Annotated in this window: 14 protein-coding genes; 3 read left to right on the top strand and 11 right to left on the bottom strand. The window is 68.4% G+C overall.

What is annotated here, in order from left to right; genetic code table 11:
- Positions 1 to 17 precede the first annotated feature (17 nt).
- The 3 genes from ACS5PN_RS00870 to wecB are packed head-to-tail and all read left to right on the top strand — an operon-like array spanning position 18 to position 5034.
- Positions 18 to 2204 carry a GNAT family N-acetyltransferase gene (locus ACS5PN_RS00870; RefSeq protein ID WP_439462057.1) on the top strand — a complete coding sequence of 729 codons (2187 nt, stop codon included), beginning with the start codon at positions 18 to 20 and terminating at the stop codon, positions 2202 to 2204.
- 14 nt (positions 2205 to 2218) lie between these two features.
- The gene (locus ACS5PN_RS00865) at positions 2219 to 3901 is read left to right on the top strand and encodes an asparagine synthetase B family protein (RefSeq protein WP_439462056.1); all 1683 of its coding nucleotides are present in this window, start codon (positions 2219 to 2221) and stop codon (positions 3899 to 3901) included.
- A 17-nt stretch (positions 3902 to 3918) separates the two neighbouring features.
- A complete protein-coding gene (wecB, locus tag ACS5PN_RS00860) occupies positions 3919 to 5034 on the top strand; it encodes a non-hydrolyzing UDP-N-acetylglucosamine 2-epimerase (RefSeq protein ID WP_439462055.1) in 1116 nt (371 codons plus the stop codon).
- Between the two features lie 9 nt (positions 5035 to 5043).
- On the opposite strand, the gene ACS5PN_RS00855 is transcribed toward wecB, so the two are convergent.
- The 11 genes from ACS5PN_RS00855 to ACS5PN_RS00805 form a co-directional block, all read right to left on the bottom strand.
- Entirely contained in the window at positions 5044 to 6003 is a 960-nt protein-coding gene (locus ACS5PN_RS00855) for a polysaccharide deacetylase family protein (RefSeq protein WP_439462054.1), read from the bottom strand.
- Complete coding sequence (locus ACS5PN_RS00850) at positions 6000 to 7319, bottom strand: putative O-glycosylation ligase, exosortase A system-associated (RefSeq protein ID WP_439462053.1); 1320 nt, start codon at positions 7317 to 7319, stop codon at positions 6000 to 6002. The genes ACS5PN_RS00855 and ACS5PN_RS00850 overlap by 4 nt, the downstream gene beginning before the upstream one ends.
- Positions 7312 to 8505, bottom strand: coding sequence for a glycosyltransferase family 4 protein (locus tag ACS5PN_RS00845; protein WP_439462052.1), 1194 nt, complete (start codon positions 8503 to 8505; stop codon positions 7312 to 7314). Before ACS5PN_RS00845 ends, ACS5PN_RS00850 begins: the two co-directional genes overlap by 8 nt.
- Entirely contained in the window at positions 8505 to 9719 is a 1215-nt protein-coding gene (locus ACS5PN_RS00840; RefSeq protein WP_439462051.1) for a TIGR04063 family PEP-CTERM/XrtA system glycosyltransferase, read from the bottom strand. The genes ACS5PN_RS00845 and ACS5PN_RS00840 overlap by 1 nt, the downstream gene beginning before the upstream one ends.
- Positions 9716 to 11653: an XrtA/PEP-CTERM system amidotransferase gene (locus tag ACS5PN_RS00835; RefSeq protein ID WP_439462050.1), complete on the bottom strand. Its 1938-nt coding sequence runs from the start codon at positions 11651 to 11653 to the stop codon at positions 9716 to 9718. The genes ACS5PN_RS00840 and ACS5PN_RS00835 overlap by 4 nt, the downstream gene beginning before the upstream one ends.
- Positions 11654 to 11769: 116 nt before the next feature.
- A complete protein-coding gene (locus tag ACS5PN_RS00830) occupies positions 11770 to 12909 on the bottom strand; it encodes a TIGR03088 family PEP-CTERM/XrtA system glycosyltransferase (RefSeq protein WP_439462049.1) in 1140 nt (379 codons plus the stop codon).
- Positions 12910 to 12992: 83 nt separating this feature from the next.
- Entirely contained in the window at positions 12993 to 14273 is a 1281-nt protein-coding gene (locus tag ACS5PN_RS00825; protein ID WP_439462048.1) for a nucleotide sugar dehydrogenase, read from the bottom strand.
- Positions 14274 to 14316: 43 nt separating this feature from the next.
- Positions 14317 to 15876, bottom strand: coding sequence for an exosortase A (gene xrtA, locus ACS5PN_RS00820; protein ID WP_439462047.1), 1560 nt, complete (start codon positions 15874 to 15876; stop codon positions 14317 to 14319).
- Positions 15873 to 17066 carry a TIGR03087 family PEP-CTERM/XrtA system glycosyltransferase gene (locus ACS5PN_RS00815; RefSeq protein ID WP_439462046.1) on the bottom strand — a complete coding sequence of 398 codons (1194 nt, stop codon included), beginning with the start codon at positions 17064 to 17066 and terminating at the stop codon, positions 15873 to 15875. Before ACS5PN_RS00815 ends, xrtA begins: the two co-directional genes overlap by 4 nt.
- An 8-nt stretch (positions 17067 to 17074) precedes the next feature.
- Positions 17075 to 18124, bottom strand: a complete 1050-nt coding sequence (locus ACS5PN_RS00810; RefSeq protein ID WP_439462045.1) for a FemAB family XrtA/PEP-CTERM system-associated protein — start codon at positions 18122 to 18124, stop codon at positions 17075 to 17077.
- Complete coding sequence (locus ACS5PN_RS00805) at positions 18125 to 19018, bottom strand: XrtA system polysaccharide deacetylase (RefSeq protein WP_439462044.1); 894 nt, start codon at positions 19016 to 19018, stop codon at positions 18125 to 18127. It abuts the gene before it with no gap.
- Positions 19019 to 19040: the final 22 nt, after the last annotated feature.

Genomic DNA, 19040 nt, shown 5'->3' with positions numbered 1-19040 from the left:
TGACGGCGGCCAAGACCATGGGGCTCCAATGGACCCTGGTCCCCGTCACCGCCGGCCAGGGCCTGGGCGAGCACCGTGACGCCTGGGATCGCCTCAACCGGCAGCTGATGGCGGGTCACAGCCTGCTCGACAGCCAGTTCGTCGACGCCTTGCTGCGCCACTTCGGCGCTGCCGGCGTGCAACTGGCCATCGCGCGGCGCAATGGCGAAGCCGTCGCGATGCTGCTCATCGACCGCCAGCCGCGCCGGCTGGGGGTGTGGGCCAGCTTCCTGCCGTCGCAGACGCAGATCGGCCCCAGCCTGATCCCGCCCGACCTGGACATGGGCGGCCTGTTCGCCGCACTGCCCGGCTACGCCAGCGAGTTGGACCTGCTCTGCAATGACCCACGCTTTGGCGACCTGCGCGATTTGCCGGGCCGACCCGTGAACAGCCTGCCCCATGCGCTGACGATGAGCGTCAGCCTGCGCGACAGCTTCGACGACTACTGGGCCCAGCGGCCGCGCAAGCTGATCCAGAACATGCGCCGCTACCTGCGCCGCCTGCAGTCCGAGGTTGAGGGCGAGCGCCTGCAGGTGATCAGCTCGCCCGAAGACATCGCCGCCGCGGTGGAACGCTATGCCGCGCTGGAAAGCAGCGGCTGGAAAGGTCGCGAGGGCACCGCCGTCAGCCGCGACAACCCGCAGGGCCGCTTCTACGCCGAGGTCATGCGCGAGTTCGCGGCGCGCGGCGAGGCGCTGGTGTACGAACTGTGGCTGGGCGATGTGCTGATCGCTTCGCGCATGGTGCTGCTGCGCGCCGGCATGGCCGTCATGCTGAAGACGGCCTTCCAGGAAACCTTCGACCGCTTCGCACCGGGCCGGCTGCTGCTGCTGCGCACGCTCGAGGATCTCTTCAGGCGCCTGCCCGGCGGCGTCGTCGAGTTCTACACCGATGCCGACGCAGACCTGCTGGCCTGGTCCACCTCGCAGCGCTGGATCAACCATGTCAGCGTCTACCGCCACCGCGGCCTGCCCGCCGTCTACGACCTGCTGCGCCGCGGCCGCGGCTGGCGCCAGCGCAAGCCCAAGCGTGCACGCGTCGACACCGACTCCATGGTGGAGCGCAGCGGCGCGTCGGTGGAACGTTTCAGCCACCCGCGCGAGTTGCCCGAGGATGCACTGGCGTTGATGCGCCAGCGCGAGCATGCCTATGTGGAGTTCGGCGGCGACTGGTTCGGGCTGCTGACCGACACCGTCTTCAAGGACGCGTCGCAGGCCGCCCTCTATGTGCTGCGCCGCCAGGGCCGCACGCTGGCCGTGTTGCCCATCGGCATCCAGCAGGGCGCCACCGGCCTGGAGGTCGGCGCGCTTGCCAACTACTACACCACCCTCTATGCGCCGGCGCTGGCCGACGACCTGGCCGCGGAAGACCTGCTGCCGCTGCTGCATGTGCTGCGCCGCGAGCAACGCGGCACGCCGGCCTACCGCTTCTGGCCCATGGACCCGCAGTCGCGCGAGTTCCAGCTGCTGCGCGACGCCTTGCGCCGGGCGGGCCTGCGCACGCACGAGTACTTCGCCTTCGGCAACTGGTATCTGCAGGTGGACGGCGACTGGGCCGACTACCTGAAGAACCGCAGCGGCCAGCTGCGCAGCACCATCAAGCGCATGAGCAAGCGCCTGGCGGCCGAGGACGGCGGCCGGCTCGAGATCATCCGCGACGTGGCCGACGTCGAGCGCGGCATTGCGGCCTACGAGGCCGTCTATGGCGCCAGCTGGAAGGTGCCCGAGCCCTATACCGAGTTCATCCCCGGCCTGATCCGCCTGTGCGCCCGGCGCGGCTGGCTGCGCCTGGGCCTGGCCTGGATCGGCGACAAGCCCATTGCCGCCCAGCTGTGGATCGTCAATGCCGGCCGTGCCCACATCTACAAGGTGGCCTACGACGAGGCCTACAAGTCGATTGCGCCCGGCACGCTGGTGACGGCGCTGCTGCTGGAAGAAGCCATGGAGCGCGACAAGGTCGCCGAGGTGGACTACCTGATCGGCGACGACAGCTACAAGAAGACCTGGATGAGCCACCGCCGCGAGCGCTTCGGTCTCGTGGCCTACGACCCGACGACGCTGCGGGGCCTGTTCGGCCTGCTGCGCCAGGCCGGCGGCAACGCCTGGCGGCGCTGGCGCGCTGCCCAGGAGCGCAAGCGCCAGCCCGTCGACAATCCCGAGCCTTGAACCCAAGACCACGCATGCAAGCCCACGCCCTGCCCCCTGACACGCCCTTCGCCAGCGGCATGCCCCAGTTCCCCGGCGGCACGCTGAAGGCGGCGGACATTGCCACCTGGCAGCAGGCCTACGCCGCGCGCGGCGCCGCCTGCGCGGCCGACGTCGGCGGCGAGTTCGCCGTTGCCCTGGCCCTGCCCTCGGGCGGCACCTACCTGGCGACGGACCGCTTCGCCGTGCACAGCCTGTGCTACGCGGTGCGTGACGGCCGCTTGCACTACGCCAGCCGCGCCGACGACCTGGCCCGCCATCTCGGCATCACCGAGCTGAACACGCAGGCCATCTTCGACTACCTCTTCCACCACTGCATCCCCTCGCCACGCACCATCTACGCCGGCATCCACCGCCTGCCCGCGGCGCATTACGCGCTGTTCGAGAACGGCCAGCTGACGGCGGCGCCCTACTGGACGGCCAGGTTCAGCGAGCCGCGCGGTGCCGACTTTGGCGCGCTGCGCGAGGAATTCCGCGGCATCCTGCGCACGGCCGTGAAGGAGCGTCTCGCGGCCGACGGCAGCACGGCCTGCTTCCTGTCCGGCGGTACCGACAGCTCCACCGTCTGCGGCCTGCTCGGCGAAGCCACCGGCAAGGCGCCGGCCAGCTATTCCATCGGTTTCGATTCCGAAGGCTATGACGAGATGGCCTACGCGCGCATCGCCGCCAAGGCCTACGGCGCCGAGCACCACGAGTACTACGTGACGCCGGCCGACCTCGTGCGCGCCATCCCGGACGTGGCCGCGCATTACGACCAGCCCTTCGGCAACTCCTCGGCGGTGCCGGCCTTCTATTGCGCCAGCAAGGCGCGGGCGGATGGCCACACCCGCATGCTGGCCGGCGACGGCGGCGACGAGCTCTTCGGCGGCAACACCCGCTATGCCAAGGAGAGGGTCTTCCACGTCTACAGCCAGATCCCGTCGCCGCTGCGCGCCGGCCTGCTGGACCCGCTGTTCGCCAACCCGGTCACCGGCAGCATCCCCCTGCTGAAAAAGGGCACGAGCTACATCCGCCAGGCGCGCGTGCCCATGCCGGACCGTATGCAGAGCTACAACCTGCTGGACCGCCTGGGCCTGGCCAACATGCTGACGCCGGCCTTCCTCGCCGCCGTCAACACGCAGGGCCCGCGCGAGCACCAGCGCGCCACCTGGGGTGCCGGCCCGAAGGACGCCAGCCTCGTCAACCAGATGCTGGCCTTCGACTGGCGCTACACCCTGGCCGAGAACGACCTGCCCAAGGTGGTCGGCACGACGGGCCTGGCCGGCGTGGACGTGAGCTTCCCGCTGCTGGACACGCGGCTGCTGGACTTCTCGATGAAGCTGCCGACGAACTACAAGCTGCGCGGCTTCAAGCTGCGCTGGTTCTTCAAGGAGGCCCTGCGCGGCTTCCTGCCCGACGACATCCTGACCAAGAAGAAGCATGGCTTCGGCCTGCCCTTCGGCCCCTGGGCGGTCAAGGATGCTGCGTTGAACGCGCTGGCTGCGGAGTCGCTGCGCGGCATCGCTGCCCGCGGCATCGCGCGGGCCGATTTCGTCGAAAGCCTGTTCACCCAGCGGCTCAGGGAGCATGCCGGCTATTACGGCGAGACCGTCTGGACCCTGATGATGCTGGAGCAGTGGCTGCGCCGCCATGCGCCCGACTACCGCATCGCCGCCTGAAACTCCTGGATCAAGCCATGTCGCAACCCCGCCCTCTCGTTCACCTCATCGCAGGCGCCCGGCCCAACTTCATGAAGATCGCGCCGCTGCTGCGCGCGATTGCGGCCGATGGCAGGCTGCAGGCCCGGCTGATCCACACCGGCCAGCACTTCGACAAGGACATGAATGACGTGTTCTTCCAGGAGCTGGGCATCCCCACGCCCGACGTGCGGCTGAACTGCGGCGGCGGCAGCCATGCCGAGCAGACCGGCAAGATCATGATTGCCTACGAGGCCTGCGTGGCCGAGGACAGGCCCGCCTGCTGCCTTGTGGTCGGTGACGTGAATTCGACGCTCGCCTGCGCCATCGTGGCCAAGAAGGCCGGCGTGCCGGTGGCCCACGTGGAAGCCGGCCTGCGCAGCGGCGACCGCGGCATGCCCGAGGAGATCAACCGGCTCGTGACGGACGCCATCACCGACTGGTTCTTCGTCACGGAACCGTCCGGCCGCGCCCACCTGCTGCGCGAGGGCCAGCCGCCCGAGGCCATCCACGACGTGGGCCATGTGATGGTGGACAACCTGCTCTACCAGGCCGCCAAGCTGGGCCAGGACTTCGACACCACGACGCTGGAAAGCGACGCCCTCAAGCGCACGCTCGGCCGCTATGCCGTGGTCACGCTGCACCGCCCCAGCAACGTCGACGGCGAAGCCAATCTGCGCCGCGCGGCCGGCGTGGTGAACGAACTGGCCGCCGACGTGCCGGTCGTCTTCCCCATGCACCCGCGCACGCGCAAGAACCTGGAAGCCCTGGGCCTGGCGCTGGCGCCCAACGTCCATGTGCTGGGGCCGCAGCCCTATATGTCCTTCCTGCACCTGTGGAAGGACGCCGCCGTCGTGCTGACCGACAGCGGCGGCCTGCAGGAAGAGACCACGGCCCTGGGCGTGCCCTGCGTGACAATGCGCGAAAGCACGGAGCGGCCGGTGACCGTGGACGAGGGCAGCAATGTGCTGGCGGGCACCGATCCGGCGCGCGTGCTGGCCGCCTGCCGCGAGGCGCTCGCGGGCCATGCCAAGGCCGGCCGCCGCCCTGCCCTGTGGGACGGCCATTCGTCGGAGCGCATCGTCGAGGCGCTCGCCGCCCGCCTCAAGGCCTGAAGCCAGGCCTCAGTTCGATAGGTTGCGCAGCAGGCGCAGCCCGAACTTCGCGCGACCGCGGTCCCAGGGCGTGAAGCGGGGGATCTGGAACAGGTCCTCGCCGCGCCGCGACGCCGCCCAGCGGGTGGACACCGCCGCATCGAATCCCAGTTCACGCACCAGGCCCGGATGCACGTCCGGCAGGTAGTCGTTGCCCGGCTTGCCGTTGGGATAGGCGAACAGGCCGACCCTGGCACCCAGCAGGTCCTGCAAGACCTCACGGCTGCGACCGATCTCGTCCGCGGCCTCCTGCCTGCCCAGCTTGGCGAGGATGGGATGGCTGACGGTGTGGGCGCCGATCTGCATGCCGGCGGCATGCAGTGCGCGCACCTTGGCGCTGCTCATCATCAGGTCGTTCGGCGGCTGCACCTCGGCCCGCTGGGCGATAGCGTCTACGCAGGCCACGCGCGGCTCGGGCGGCAGGTACTTGACGCGCTCGATGAGGTTGCCGAGGGCGGCACGGCGGCTGGCCACATCGCCGAGGGCATGCTGGCCGAGGTCGTTGCCGCGCCCATCCTGCAGGCCGCGCAGGTCCAGCAGCGGCAGGCTGCTGCGTCGCACGGCCTCAATCAGGGTGTCGTTCCACATGCGGCCGCCATCGAGGAAGCCGGTGGCGATGAAGAAGCTGCAGGCCAGGCCATGCTTTTGCAGCAGCGGCAGCGCGACATCGTGGTTGTCGGCATAGCCGTCGTCGAAGGTCAGGACCGCGGCGCGCGCGGGCAGGCTGCCGTCGGCCAGGCGCCGGGCCGCTTCGTCCAGCGGCAGCACGTTGAACCAGGACTTCACCCAGCCAAGCAGCGTGTCAAAGCGCGCCGCGTCGACCTCGTCCGGAAACAGCGGGTCGGGCTCGGGCAGCACGCGATGGAAGATCAGCACGTTCAGGCGCGCACGCGCGCCGGCCGGCGACAGCAGACTGAACAGGGCTTTCATGGCAGCAGCGGGGCGCGCTTCTTCTTCTCAAAGCGCTTCTTCAGGAACTCGGGCCAGTAGATGACGGGCTCTTCCTTCTCGCGCAGCCATTCCTTGCGCTGCAGCCAGCGCTGGCCGACGACGGCGAGGATGAGCAGGTTGTACGGCAAGTCCCAATAGCTGAGGCTGAGGAAGGCGCCCCCCACCGCATAGCCGGCCAGACTCACCTGCAGCATGCTGCCCAGCTGGGACAGCCAGAGCGTCTGGGGCTGGGCCATGGCTTTGGTTCGCAACTTGCCCGCCGTGAACCAGACCATGGTGAACAGCGTCAGGAACAGGAACAGCCCCGGGAAGCCCTGCTCGCCGAGCACCATGAAGTAGATGCTGTGCGCCGCGTGGGTGTCGTTCGGGTCGGGCGCGTAGATCGCAAACAGGCTGCCGGTCCAGATGTAGAAGCCGCCACCGAAGAAATTGGACTTGGCGACGTTGTAGGCCATCCACCAGGCGTTGATGCGTCCCATGGCCGATTCGTCGCGCTCATAGGTCTTGATGGTGCCCATTCGCTCCCACCATTCGGCCGGCATCATCGACAGCAGCGCCGCGCCGATCACCACCATGGCGACGGCACCCATGACCTTGTTCTTGCCCCGCCACCACAGCACCAGGGCCATGGCCGCAATCGCCAGCAGCGCACCGCGCGAGTGGCTGCCCAAGGCCGACGCCGCCATCAGCACCATGCAGACGGTCATCGTCGTCTTGGCCCACTTGGCCGTCATCTGCAACTGCAGGAAGCGCATCAGCGGGATGACCATGACGATGGCCAGGGCCACTTCGTTGTTGCCCTCGATGTAGGTGTTCTCCGGGCCCCAGACCTTGTAGCCGCCGCCGGTCGCGAGCGTGAAGGCCCCGCCCTTGACGCCGAAGAAGCCGATCGAGATGACGAGCACCCAGGTCAGCAGCATCACGTGGCGTTTGCTGTGCAGCAGCACGATGGCCACGAGGATCATCAGGTCGATCTTCATGACGCGCTTCCACAGCTCGAAGGACTCGTCCCAGATCAGCGAGAAGGGCAGCGTGATGCACATCCAGGCCATGAAGAGCATCAGGGTGATGCTCTCGTGGGTCTGGCTGTAGTCGCGCCGGTCGCGCGTGATGAACAGGCCGATCAGCGTCGCCCCGCCCATGGCCGCGGCAAACGGCATGGTCTTCAGGGCCCAGGTCAGCTGGTGCGGATTCATGATGCTGAGCCAGGTCCAGCCCAGGATGCCGATCCAGGGGCGCCTGAAGGCCTGCAGCGTGATCCAGCCGATGATCAGCAGCAGGATGATGTCACGCATGGCAGGACTCCCCGGCTGCAACGCCGTGCATCAGCTGCGCCAGCCTTGCGGCACTGGCGTCCCAGGCATAGGCCGAGGCCGCGCGGCGCACCGCGGCACGATCGACATCGCGGGCGAGCCAGCGCTGCACAGCTTCGGCAATGGCGGGAACGCTGCGTTCACGCAGCAGCTCGCCGGCCTCGGGCACCTCAGCCAGCACTTCCGGAATGCCGCCCACGGCGGTGGCGATCACCGGTGTGCCGCAGGCCAGGGATTCCAGCAGCACATTGGGCAGCCCCTCCCGGCTGGAAGGCAGCACGAACAGATCGGCTGCGGCATACCAGCGGGCGAGTTCGGCGTGGCCGATGGAGCCCAGCAGCTTCACGCGGCCGACGAGACCATGCTGAGCGATCAGGGCTTCCAGACCCGCCCGCTCCGGCCCCTCGCCGGCAATGGCCAGCTGCAACTGCGGATGGCTTGCCGCCAGCGAGGCCAGGGCCTCGATCAGCAAGGCATGGCCCTTCAACTCGATCAGATTGCCCACCGCGAGCAGCAGGGGTGCGTCGTCCAGGCCCAGGCCTGCACGCGCTTGCTGCACCGACAGCGGTGCGAAGCGGTCCAGGTCGACGCCGTTGCGGATGACATGCAGCTTGCTCGCCGGCACACCCCAGCCCCGCAGGATGTCCACCAGGGCCTGGCTGACGCCGACGCAGGCTGACGCCTGCTCGCAGGCCTGCAGCATGCGGGCGCGAGCGCGGGCGTTCTGGCCGATCAGGTTCAGATCGGAGCCGCGGGCGGTGATGAGCAGGGGCTTGCCGAAATGGCGCGACAGCGCGGCAGCCGCCACCCCATCGGGGTAGAAGTAGTGCGCGTCGATCAGGTCGAAGCTGAGGTTTTCACGCTCGATGCAGGCAATGGCCGCACGCGCCATGGCGTCGGGCTGCATGGCCATGCCGATCTTGGGCAGCATCAGATAGCGCGGGTGATGCACGTCCTGGCCCTGCCAGACCTCCTGGGGGGGTGTGCGCGCCCAGGCGGCGTAGTCGCCGAAGCGCTCGGCCGTGAAGGGAAACCAGGGCACGGGGGCGATGACGTGGGCGTCGAAGCCGTGGCGCCGGCGCAGCTCCTGCAAGCGCGCGGCGACGAACAGGCCATGCCGCGGCCGGGCGCTGCTGGGGTACAGCGACGAGAACGTCAGCAGCCGCATCAGCCCACGAGCCGGGTGAAGGGCTCGATGTAGTTGGACACCGAGCGCGTCCAGTTGCGCTCGGTCTCGACGAAGCGGCGGCCGGCGATGCCGATGGCCGGCCATTGATCGCGCTTGGCCAGCATGTCCAGCGCCGTGGCGGCCAGGGCCGACGCGGAACCGGCCTTGAACAGCCGGCCGGTGTCGCCGTCACGGATCAGCTCGCGGTGGCCGCCGACGTCCGAAGCCAGCATCACGCGCGACTGCGCCATGGCTTCCAGCGGCTTCAGCGGCGTGACCAGGTCCGTCAATCGCATGACGTGGCGGGGGTAGACGAGCAGGTCCACCAGGTCGTAGTAGCGGGTGACTTCCGAATGCGGCACGCGGCCGGTGAAGATCACCTTGTCCTGCACCCCCAGGCGGGCCGCCTGGGCCTTCAGCGCGGCTTCCTGCGGGCCGCCGCCGACCAGCAGCACGCGCACGTCGGGGCGCTGCTGCAGGATGGCCGGCAGCGCGTCCAGCAGCAGGTCCAGGCCCTCATAGGCGTAGAAGCTGCCCAGGAAGCCGAGCACGGTGCAGCCCGTCACGCTGAGCTGCGCCTGCAGCACCGGATCAGCCTGGCCGCCGGGCGTGAAGGCCTCGATGTCAACGGCATTCGGAATGACGCTGACGCGCTCGGCCGGGATGCCGCGCGCCACGATGTCGCCCCGCAGGCCCTCGCAGATGGTGAACACGTGGCTGGCGCGGCGCAGGGCCCGCGTCTCCATCCAGCGCGTCAGGCGGTAGCGCGCGCTGCCCTCGGTGGTGGTGCCATGGTCCACGGCCGCGTCTTCCCAGAAGGCGCGCACCTCGTAGACGACCGGGATGCCCAGGCGCTTGCCGACGCGCAGCGCCGGCAAGGCATTCAGCACCGGCGAATGGGCGTGCAGGAGGTTGGGCTTCACCTGGCGCGCGACTTCTTCCAGGCGCTGCTCCAGCGCCTGCATGAGCCGGTACTCGCCCAGGCCCGGCAGCGCCGCCTTGGGCGCCTCGGGCGTGCGGAAGAAATGCCAGCCGTCGACGTCGTCCTCGAGGGCACCGTTGGCCTTGTCGCCCAGGCCCGCGCTGTGCTTGGGGCTGGTGATGTGGAAGGTCTCCCAGCCCAATGCGCGCTGCCCCTTGAGCAGGGACAGGGAGCGGAAGGTGTAGCCCGAATGCAGGGGGATGGAATGGTCGAAGACGTGCAGCACCCTCATGCCACGGCCTCCGGCACCGGCAGGCCGATGGAGTCGGGCGCGTCGACCACCTGGCGCAGGAAGGCCTCGAACATCATCAGCGTCCACAGCGGCGCGCTGAAGTCGCTCTGGCCGTTCTGGTGGCGGTCCACCAGGCGCTGCAACTCGTCGCGGTTGAACCAGCCGGTGTCGGCCAGGCGCTCGCCCAGCACGGCTTCGCGAACGCGCTGGCGCAGCGGCCCGCGGAACCAGCGTGCCAGCGGCACGGCAAAGCCCATCTTGGGGCGGTACAGCACATCGTTGGGCAGCAAGGGCTCCATCGCCTTCTTGAACAGGAATTTGCCTTCGCCGTCGCGCAGCTTCAGGTGCGACGGCAGCGTGGCCAGCCATTCCACCAGCTTGTGGTCCATCAGCGGCTCGCGCACCTCCAGGCTGTGGGCCATGGAAGCGCGGTCGACCTTGGTGTTGATGTCGCCGACCAGGTAGGTCTTGGTGTCCAGGTACTGGATCAGGGCCAGCGGGTCTTCGGTCTGGGCGTTGGCGGCATGGCGCTCGAAGACCGAGAAGGCGTCGTAGCCGGCCAGCTCGCTCTTCAGCTTGGACGAGAACAGCGCCGAGCGCATCGGCCCGCGCATGATGGACATGGAATGGAAATAGGCCTGCACGCTGGTGCGCGCCAGGCCTTCGAAGGTGGTCTTGGCGCGCACGAAGCGCGGTGCCCAGTCCATCTTGGGATAGAGGCTGCCCAGCGTGCCGAACAGCGGCTTGCGCAGGCCATGCGGCATGGAGGCGCGCAGGCGCTCTTCCATCATGTGCAGGCGATAGCGGCGGTAGCCGCCGAAGCTCTCGTCGCCGCCGTCGCCGCTCAGGGCCACGGTGACATGCTGGCGCGCCAGCTGGCTGACGCGGTAGGTCGGGATGGCGGAGCTGTCGGCATAGGGCTCGTCGTAAAGCCGGGCCAGCGTGTCGATGAGGTCGAAGTCGTCGCTGGCCACCGTCTGCACGCGATGGTTGGTGCGGTAGCGGTCGGCCACCATCTGCGCGAACTCGACCTCGTTGAACTTCGGGTCGTCGAAGCCCATGGAGCAGGTGTTGACCGGCATGTCGCCCTGCAGGCCGGCCATGACGGCCACGACGGCGCTGGAGTCGACGCCGCCGCTGAGGAAGGCGCCCAGCGGCACCTCCGCCTTCAGCCGCAGCTGCACGGCCTCGCGCAGGCGTTCGCGCAGCTCCTGCTCGGCATCGGCCTGCGAGATGGGGTTGTCCAGCGTGAAGCGCACGTCCCAGTAGGCCTGGGGCTGCCGCGGGCTCTCGCCGCGCTTCCACAGCACACGGTGGCCAGGCTCCAGCTTGCGCGCGGCCTTGAAGACGGTGCGCGGGTCGGCCGTGTAGCCCAGCGAAAAATACTCCTCGATCGCCTGCGGGTCCATGTCGCGCGGCATGCCGCCGTGGGCCAGCAGGCTCTTCAGCTCGGAGCCGAACAGCAGCCAGCCGTCGTCCAGCAGCGCGTAATGCATGGGCTTGACGCCCAGGCGGTCGCGGGCCATGAAGAGGCAGTCGCGGCGGCGGTCGTGCAGGGCGAAGGCGAACATGCCGCGCAGATGCAGCACGCAGTCCTCGCCCCATTGCTCCCAGGCGCGCACGATGGTCTCGGTGTCGCTCTTGGTGCGGAAACGATGGCCCAGGGCGGTCAGCTGAGCCGTCAGCTCCTGGTAGTTGTAGATCTCGCCGTTGAAGACCAGGGCGACGCTGCGGTCGTCGTTGAAGATGGGCTGCTGGCCGGTCGCGATGTCGATGACGGACAGGCGGCGGTGACCCAGGCCCAGGCCGGGCTCGATGTGCAGCTCGCCCTCATCGGGGCCGCGGTGGTGCTGGGATTCGTTCATCCGGTGCAGCCGCTGGCGCTCGGGGAGGCGTTGGCCGCGGGTGTCGAACAAACCGGTGATGCCGCACATGAAAAGTTCAGCCCATTGAAGATGGCGCCGCGCACGCGCGCGGCTAAAGGCGGATTCTTACCGAGCTTGGCCGCTCCACCCGCCTTCGACGCCGCAAGGCGTGACGTGAGGCACGCCTACCCCCCCGGCCGAGGGGGCGCGCCGGCATAGAGTTGCCCATAGGCGGCCAGCATGCCCTCCAGGCTGAACTCGGCGCGAGCCCGGCGCAGCGAGGCCGCGGCCAGCCGCTCACGCAGCGCCGCGTCGTCGACGAGGCGGGCCAGCGCAGCCGCCAGCGCTGCGGCATCGGTGGCCGGCACCAGCAGGCCGTTGACCCCGTCCTGCACCAGCTCCGAGTTGCCGCCCACGTCGGTGGCAACCGGCGCACAGCCGCAGGCCATGGCCTCCAGCAGGGTATTGCTGATGCCCTCGGCCTGGGACGGCAGCGCAAAGATGTCGACCTGGGGCAGCAAGGCCGCGACATCGCTGCGGTCACCCGGCAGCCAGGCCTGGTCCGCGGCACCGGCCTGGGCCAGGCGCTCGCGCGCCTTCTCCAGCAGCGGGCCGCCGCCCAGCATGGCCAGCCTCAGCCGCGGCCAGGCCGCCGGGCAGAGGTCGCGCAGGCGCAGGAAGGCCTCGACCAGGTTCAGCGGGTCCTTGACGGTCTGCATGCGGCCCACGGCGCCGATGACGAGATGCTCGCCGCGGTGGAAGGGCCAGGCCTCAGGCACCGTGGTCACGGGCGCGAACCGCTTCGTGTCCACGCCATTGCAGATGCGTTGGACGCGCTGCGCGGGGAAGCCGACCGGTCCGGCCAGATAGGTCTCGATAGCGCGCGACAGCGCCACGAAGCGGTGGGCGGGCGTGCCATACACGCGCCGGATCAGCTGGTTGCGACGGCTGACACCACCCAGGTCGTCCATGTCCCAGCCATGTTCGCTGTGGATGCGCAGGGGCACCCGCGCCACCCAGGCGGGCCACTGGAACTCCATGGCGCCGATATTGCGCGTGTGCAGCACCGCGGGGCGCAGCTCCCGCAGCAGGCGGTAGACCTTGGGGTAGATCCAGAAGCCCTGGCCCGGCGGCTTGCGCAGCGCGATGAACTGCGTGCCCGGCGCCGTCACGCGGTCCTTGAAGGCGGTGATCTCAGTCACCGCCACCACGGCGTGGCGGAACTGGGGCGTGTTGTTGATGACGTTGACGACACCGTTTTCCAGCCCGCCGGTGTCGAAGCGGTTCAGCAGGTGAACGACCAGGGGCCGCAGATCAGCTGGCACAGGTCAGCGCCGCCCGGCCGCCCGTAGGCGCTGACGCGCCCCCTCGGGGGGCAGCGTGCGAAGCACGCGTGGGGGCTCCATCCTTACAGGCGCCAGAGGCGGAAGCCGGCGTCGACCAGCGCCTTGCTGTCGAAGGCGGCCTTCACGTCGATGAAGGCACCGCCCTTGACGAGCTTCTTGCCGATGTCGGCCGCGCTGAGGGCCGCGTATTCCTTGTGCGACACGGCGGCCACGATGGCGTCGGCCTGCGGCAGGTCGTCGAAGGGCATCAGGCGCACGCCGTACTCGTGCATGGCCTCTTCGGCTTCGGCCTGGGCGTCGGTCACGAAGATCTCGACGCCATAGGTCTTGAGCTCGTTGATGATGTCGATGACCTTGGAATTGCGCAGGTCGCCGCAGTTTTCCTTGAAGGTCAGGCCCAGCACGTTGACGCGGGCGCCCTTGACGTGGCTGCCGCTGGCGATCATCTGCTTGATGGTCTGCTCGGCGATGAACTTGCCCATGCCATCGTTGATGCGGCGGCCGGCCAGGATGACCTGCGGGTGGTAGCCCAGCATGTCGGCCTTGTGGGTCAGGTAATAGGGGTCCACGCCGATGCAGTGGCCGCCCACCAGGCCCGGCTTGAACTTCAGGAAGTTCCACTTGGTGCCGGCGGCTTCCAGCACCTCGGAGGTGTCGATGCCGAGCTTGTCGAAGATGATGGACAGCTCGTTCATCAGCGCGATGTTGAGGTCGCGCTGGGTGTTCTCGATGACCTTGGCGGCTTCGGCCGCCTTGATGCTGGACGCGCGGTGCACGCCGGGGACGATGATCTTCTCGTAGACCTTGGCGACCGTGTCCAGCGTCTCGGGCGTGTCGCCGGAGACGATCTTCAGGATCTTGGTCAGCGTGTGTTCCTTGTCGCCCGGGTTGATGCGCTCGGGGCTGTAGCCGACGAAGAAGTCCTGCTTCCACTTCAAGCCGGATTCCTTCTCCAGCACGGGGATGCAGACCTCTTCGGTGGCGCCGGGGTAGACCGTGCTCTCGTAGACGACGATGGCGCCCTTCTTCATGTGGCGGCCGACGCTGGTGGAGGAGCCGATCAGCGGGCGGAAGTCGGGGATGTGGGCCTCGTCCACCGGCGTGGGCACTGCGACGATGATGACGTCGGCTTCGGCCAGCATCTTGGGATCGTCGGTGTAGACGGCATGCTTGGCGGCCTGGACTTCCTCGTCCGTCAGTTCGCGGCTCGGGTCAGTGCCACGCTGGCAGGCCTCGACCTTGTTCTTGGCAATATCGAAACCGATGGTGCGGATCTGCTTGCCGAATTCCACCACCAGGGGCAGGCCGACATAACCAAGGCCGATGACTGCGAGCGTTTTCATGGATAGGTTCTCGTTGCTGTGATCTTTTGGAGGCGCGTGATTGTCACCGCTTGTGCGTGACATCCCTAGCCTGGACGTCCCGCAAAGCGGTGTCGAGGGCGGCCCAATGCTTGTGAACAAAGTCGCGCAGCAAGCCGTCGTCGTCGCCGACGGCGGTCTTGTCGGCGTAGAGGATGACGACGGCGGCATCGTCGCCATGGCCCAGCAGGGTCTGCCAGGCGCCATAGAGCTTGGCCTGCCAGTCGCTGACAAAGGGCCGGCCGTTGATCCAATAGAGGTACCAGGCACGCACCCGCGGCGCCGACTGGCCACCGCCCGTGACCTCGCCCAGGGCCTGGCCGCGCAGCTCGGCGGTCCGCCAGGTCAGCGCGTCGACGCTGTCCTGACCCGCGGCCGTGACCGCCCATTCGCTCTGTGCCTCGGAATTGACGAGTTCGTTGACCGAAGTCACCAGCTGCCGACCGTAGCGCTGGTCACGGTAGTAGCCGACGTACAAGCCCACCGGCGCGCCGCCCGTGGCGGACTCGAAGCGGCCCTGCAGCGTCGCCGCCGGGTTCACGAAATGGGGCTTCCAGCTGTTGGGCGCCTCGGCGACCCAGATCAGGCCGGGCAAGGCCGGCGCCGCCAACGATGGCTGCCCATGGGCGCCGGCCAGGGCCAGCTGGGCGCGCACACCGGTGGGCAGGGCCACGAAAGCCAGGGCGGCGACCAGGGCGGCGGCGAAGCGGTTGAAGGGCTGGGCGCGCGCTGCGTTTTCGGCCGAGGCCATGACGGGCTCGGGATCCGGGTCGGTCCAGCGCGCCCCGATCATGAACATGGCCAGCATGATGATGCCGAAGAAGACCCAGCCGTAGATGATGTGGTCGACGCCGACAGCGAGCTTGTTGCCGGACAGATGTCCCAGCATGACGATCATGTAGGCGCGCAGCCAGTTGGCGATCAGCGGCGTGACGATGGCCACACCGACGAAGGTCCAGCGTTTTTTGTTCGAGCGGTAGTTCAGGTAGGCGAACAACGTGCCCACCATCAGGGAGGCCATCAGGTAGCGGATGCCGCTGCAGGCCTGCACGACCGACCACGAGCCGGTCGGAATGATGAACTGATTGCCTTCACGGAACACCGGGATGCCGGTGCCTCGCAGCGCGACCACGGTGAAGTCGGCCGTGCGGTCGATCAGCCAGGGCGTCAGGAAATCACCAAAGGGCACGGCGAAGAACAGGAAGCCGAGCGGGAAGGCGATGCGCCCGGCGACCTCGCTGCCGAGCAGCAACGGCACCAGCACGACGCCCATGCCGAGCAGCGCAAACTGCGTGGCCGCGTTGGCGGAAGCCAGGTCGCCGGCCAGCCACAGGAAACCGATGGGCGGCAGGGCCAGCAGCCACAGCGGCGACGGGCGCGGCGTGAAGGAGGCCAGCTCGGCGCGCAGTCGCCAGACCAGCCAGGCCGAGATGGGCGGCACCACCCAGGCATGGGCAAAGGTCTCGGAGCGGTTCCAGATGCCGATCATGGCCGCGCCGGTCGCGAAATACAGGAAGGCGAGCAGGCCCCAGGCCAGCGCCAGGCCAAGCAGGGGCAGCCGCCAGGGCTTGGGCAGGTTGATCACGCGGTCTCCAGATGGCGGTCCAGGCCGGACAGATGGGCGTCCCAGCTGTAGGCGCCCAGCACGAAGTCGCGAGCCGCACGGCCGGCCGCATTCGCGGACGCCGCATCGGCCAGCAATGCGCTGACGCGCTCGACGTAGTCGGATTCGGTCTCGGCCGCCAGCAGGCCGGCCTGGGCCTCGCCCGTGATGGCGCGCACACAGGTGCCGGCAGCCACGACGGGCCGGGCCATGGCCATGGCCTCCAGCACCTTGTTCTGGATGCCGCGCGCCAGGCGCAGCGGCGCGACGACGGCCGCCGCATGCTGCAGATAGGGGCGCACGTCGGGCACGGTGCCGGTCACGTTGACGGCGTCGCTGGCCAGGGCCTGCACGGCCGGTGTCGGGGCGCGACCGACGATGTGGAAGCGCAGCGTCGGGAAGCGCTCGCGCAGCGCCGGCAGGATGTCGTTGGCAAACCAGGTCACGGCGTCGACATTGGGCCAGTAGTCCATGGCGCCAGTGAACACCAGCGGCAGCTCATCCTTCGTGAACGGGCTGGCGCGGCTCGCGTCGGGCGTGAAGAAATCGGCATCGACGCCATTGCCCAGGGCCGCCAGGCGCAGTTGGTGGCCGGGGCTCAGCTCGCGGAACAGCGCCACCTCGTTGTCGGTGACGAAGAAGCTGCAGGCGGCGGCATCGGCCACGCGCTGCTCGAAGCCCAGCAGCTTGGCGAACTCGCGCCGGTAGAGCCAGGACATGGGCCAGGCGTGCTCGGGCGCGTAGTCGCGCCATTTGGCGGAGTCCACGTCGACGAAGTCCACCAGCGTCTTCACGTGCTTCAGGCCGCCGGTGTACTGGGCCATGACGCCGCTGAAGACGACGACGGCGTCAAAGCCCACCCGGCGGGCAGTCTCTTCCACCCAGGCCTGCAGGCCGGCGTCGCGGTAATAGGGCAGGCTCAGGGCCTCGCCGCTCAGCAGGCCGCGCAGGCTGAGCAGCTTGGCCGAGCGCGGGCTCAGGCGCGCTGCGTGCATGCTCTTGCACAGGGCCTGCACGCGCGGCAGGTGCTGCTCGTCATCGGGGTCGTCGATGAAGGTGCCCAGATGCACCTCGTGCCGCGCCGCCAGATGCTTGAGCAGATGGTAGGAGCGCACCTTGTCACCCTTGTTGGGCGGGTAAGGCAGGCGGTGGACGAGGTAGAGGATCTTCAAGCGATTCCTCAACCCAGGTTCCTGACGATGAAGGGCCCCAGCCAGTTGGCCACGCCGATCGGCAGCTTGCGCCAGGCCTTGATCATCAGCTGGTACTTGGGGTTGTTCGGGTTGTTCTGGGGAATCGCGTCGCGCTTGAACAGCCGGTACTCGTAGCTTAGCGGCTGCGGCTCGAAGCCCCAGTTCTTCTTGAAGGCATAGGGGCCGGTGCCCTGCTTGCTGCGGCCGTAGTCGAAGACCTTGAGGCCACGGGCGCAAGCCCGGCGCATCAGCTCCCAATACTTGAAATCGTTAGCCGCCAGGTCGCGCGCCGCCTCGTCGTCACCGGCGTAGTAGGGCATGCACTCGTCGCGGAAGTAGAAGGTCAGCACCGTGGACAGCGGCTTGCCGTCCGGGCCGGTGACGGTCAGCACCTCGGCATCGGGGCCGAACTCGTCCAGCAGAGCCTGGAAATACTTCTTGGGCATGGCCGGCGTGCCGTGGCGGTGCACGTTGTCGGCGTAGAGGTCGAAGAAGCGGTCGACATTCGCGTCGATCTCGGCCTTGAGCTCGTTCTTGATGCCCTTGCGCACCATGGCCCGCTGCTTGCGCGGGATGGCCAGCATATTGGCCTCTTCGTCCGCGAGGATCTCCTTGCGGAAGGTCACGTAGAGGTCCTGGCGCGGCCAGTCGGCATGCCGCGTCGGGCCGAGGTTGCGGTACTCGAGATGCTCGGCGCCCTGCCCTCGCGCGATCTTCTCGGCCTCGACCTCCAGCGCCGCGGCGGCCTCGTCGTTCAGCGCAGCGACGCCGCCGTAGACGCCGAAGGGCAAGCTCGAGACCGAATGGCCGAACAGCCGGCTCTTGACCTCGGCCAGGGGCAGCACGCCCTCGATGACGCCATCACGCTCTGCGTACAGGAAGAAGCCCTGGTGGCCGAACACCCGCTCGATGATGCGCAGCCAGCCGCTGCGGTGGAAGAAGGTCGCCTGCGGGTGAGCGAAGACGAACTCGTCCCAGCGCGCGGACAAGGCTTGATCTTGCGCGGCCAAGCGCGCAATGCGAAGGGGGGAATTCATTCAGACGGGGGTCAGCGTGGGCGCCGGAGCGCGCGGGCTGGCCTCGCGGCCGAGGAAGATCTCGTCCATCCGGCCCCAACGGAAATCGCCGAGCAGGCGCGCGATGCGATCGTGGGTGCGCGGGATGTTGACGTAGTGGCGGAAGCGCGTCTTGGCATTGATGCCGGGAATGCGCGGCTGGTCTTCGTCGATCTCCCAGGGATGGAAGTAGAAGACCGCCGGTTCGCCGTCGATCTCGTTGACGCGGCGGATCATCCAGCGCGACAGCGCATAGGGGAGCAGGCGGAAATAGCCGCCGCCGCTGCTGGGCAGGTTCTTCGAGCCCATGCGCAGCGTGGTCACCGGGATCTCGAGCAGGCCCTCGCGCACCGGGTAGGCGAAGCGCGGCGAATCGGGCATGCCGTAATGGTCATGGGCGATGGGGTAGACGCTGCTGGAGTAGCGGTAGCCCGCCTCGCGCAGGGTGTCGAAGGCCCAGAGGTTGCTCTTGCCGATGGAGAAGCTGGGCGCGCGGTAGCCGATGACAGGCACGCCGCCCAGGTCCTCCAGCATCTTCTTGGCGCGCGTGATGTCGTCCAGGAAGGCGGTGGGGCTCAGGTCGCTGGCGCGCTCGTGGCCGTAGCCGTGGCTGGCCAGCTCATGGCCGCCGGCCACTATTGTCCTGACGACCTGCGGGTAGCGCTCGGCAATCCAGCCCAGCGTGAAGAAGGTGGCCTTGACGTTCTTCTCGGCCAGCAGGGCCAGGATGCGCTCGATATTGCGTTCGACGCGGCATTCCAGGCCGTTCCAGTCCTCGCGCTTGATGTAGGGCGCAAAGGCGGAGACCTGGAAATAGTCCTCCACGTCGATGCTCATCGCATTGCGCAGGGCCGGGGTCTTGGTGGGCATCAGCATGTCAGTACTTCCTAGCGCTGGG

This window comes from Roseateles sp. NT4 (genome assembly GCF_051857475.1).
In the GTDB taxonomy this organism is placed as follows: Bacteria; Pseudomonadota; Gammaproteobacteria; order Burkholderiales; family Burkholderiaceae_C; genus Pelomonas.
The sequence above is the reverse complement of the archived record's forward strand: the minus strand, read 5'-3'. Positions and strand labels throughout refer to the sequence as shown.